Here is a 1,073-nt window from a genome sequence, read left to right on the forward strand (position 1 = left end):
CCCGGTTTGTAAAATTAAGTTAGAAAAACAAAAAAGCCATTTGTGATAGACTTTTGAGTATCCCTAATCAAAAGAAAGGTAATCACAAATGACCTACAAACATCTTACCACACGTGAATTAACTCTCATAGCTGAATTTTATCGTCAAGACACTCGAGCTTATCAAGTTGCTAAATCACTAAAGCGTAGTGCTGAAACAATTTATCGAGTTTATCGTTACTTGGATACGGGTAAGACAATTACGCAGTATTTAAAGCAGTACCAACAGAATAAGCGCCGTTGTGGTCGTAAACCAATGACGTTACCTGATGATGAAGTAAGTTACATTACCAAGCAAGTTAGCCAAGGTTGGACGCCAGATACCATTATTGGTCGGTCAGAGGAGAAAATCAGTTGTAGTATGCGGACACTTTATCGCATGTTTGCCCGTGGTCAATATGACTTTGATATTACGCAGTTACCAATGAAAGGTAACCGTCATCCAAATGGCTACGTTGAACGACGTGGGAAAGCTGGCCATCTTGGTCGCAGTATTTACCAACGTTACCGCGATTTTCCACATTACCAACATGAATTTGGTCATTTAGAAGCTGATACGGTTCAAGGGAAAGCTCACCATGGCGCTGTGATGACCCTAGTAGAACGAATCTCAAAAGTTGAGATTGTCTTGAATGTCCATCACAAAACAGCTGAGAGTGTGAACTATTATTTGGATCAGTGGCTATCAAAACAGCCTCGTCATCTTTTTAAGTCCATCACCTTTGACAACGGTAAGGAATTTGCGGGCTGGCGTGAGATTGCCAATAAGCATGATATCCAGACATACTTTGCGGAAGTTGGTGCGCCTAATCAGCGAGGGTTAAACGAAAACACCAACGGTATTCTTCGTCGTGATGGTCTGAGTAAAAAGAAAGACTTCCGTAATCTTCCGGATGAATTAGTTACTCAGCTAATGTCATACCGAAACAATATTCCACGGAAGTCGCTACATTATCGCACACCCATTGAGGTATTCATGGAGAATATCACAGACGCACAGTTAGTTTCTTTCTAACTTAATTTGACATTTCAGG

At 40.9% G+C, this 1,073-nt stretch carries 1 protein-coding gene; it reads left to right on the plus strand.

The window, feature by feature from the left end:
* Window positions 1-88: 88 nt before the first annotated feature.
* Window positions 89-1,054: an IS30 family transposase gene (locus tag QOS01_RS10370; RefSeq protein WP_081538467.1), complete on the plus strand. Its 966-nt coding sequence runs from the start codon at window positions 89-91 to the stop codon at window positions 1,052-1,054.
* The last annotated feature ends 19 nt before the right edge of the window (window positions 1,055-1,073 follow it).

The organism is Limosilactobacillus avium, from assembly GCF_947381485.1.
Taxonomy (GTDB): Bacteria; Bacillota; Bacilli; order Lactobacillales; family Lactobacillaceae; genus Limosilactobacillus; species Limosilactobacillus avium.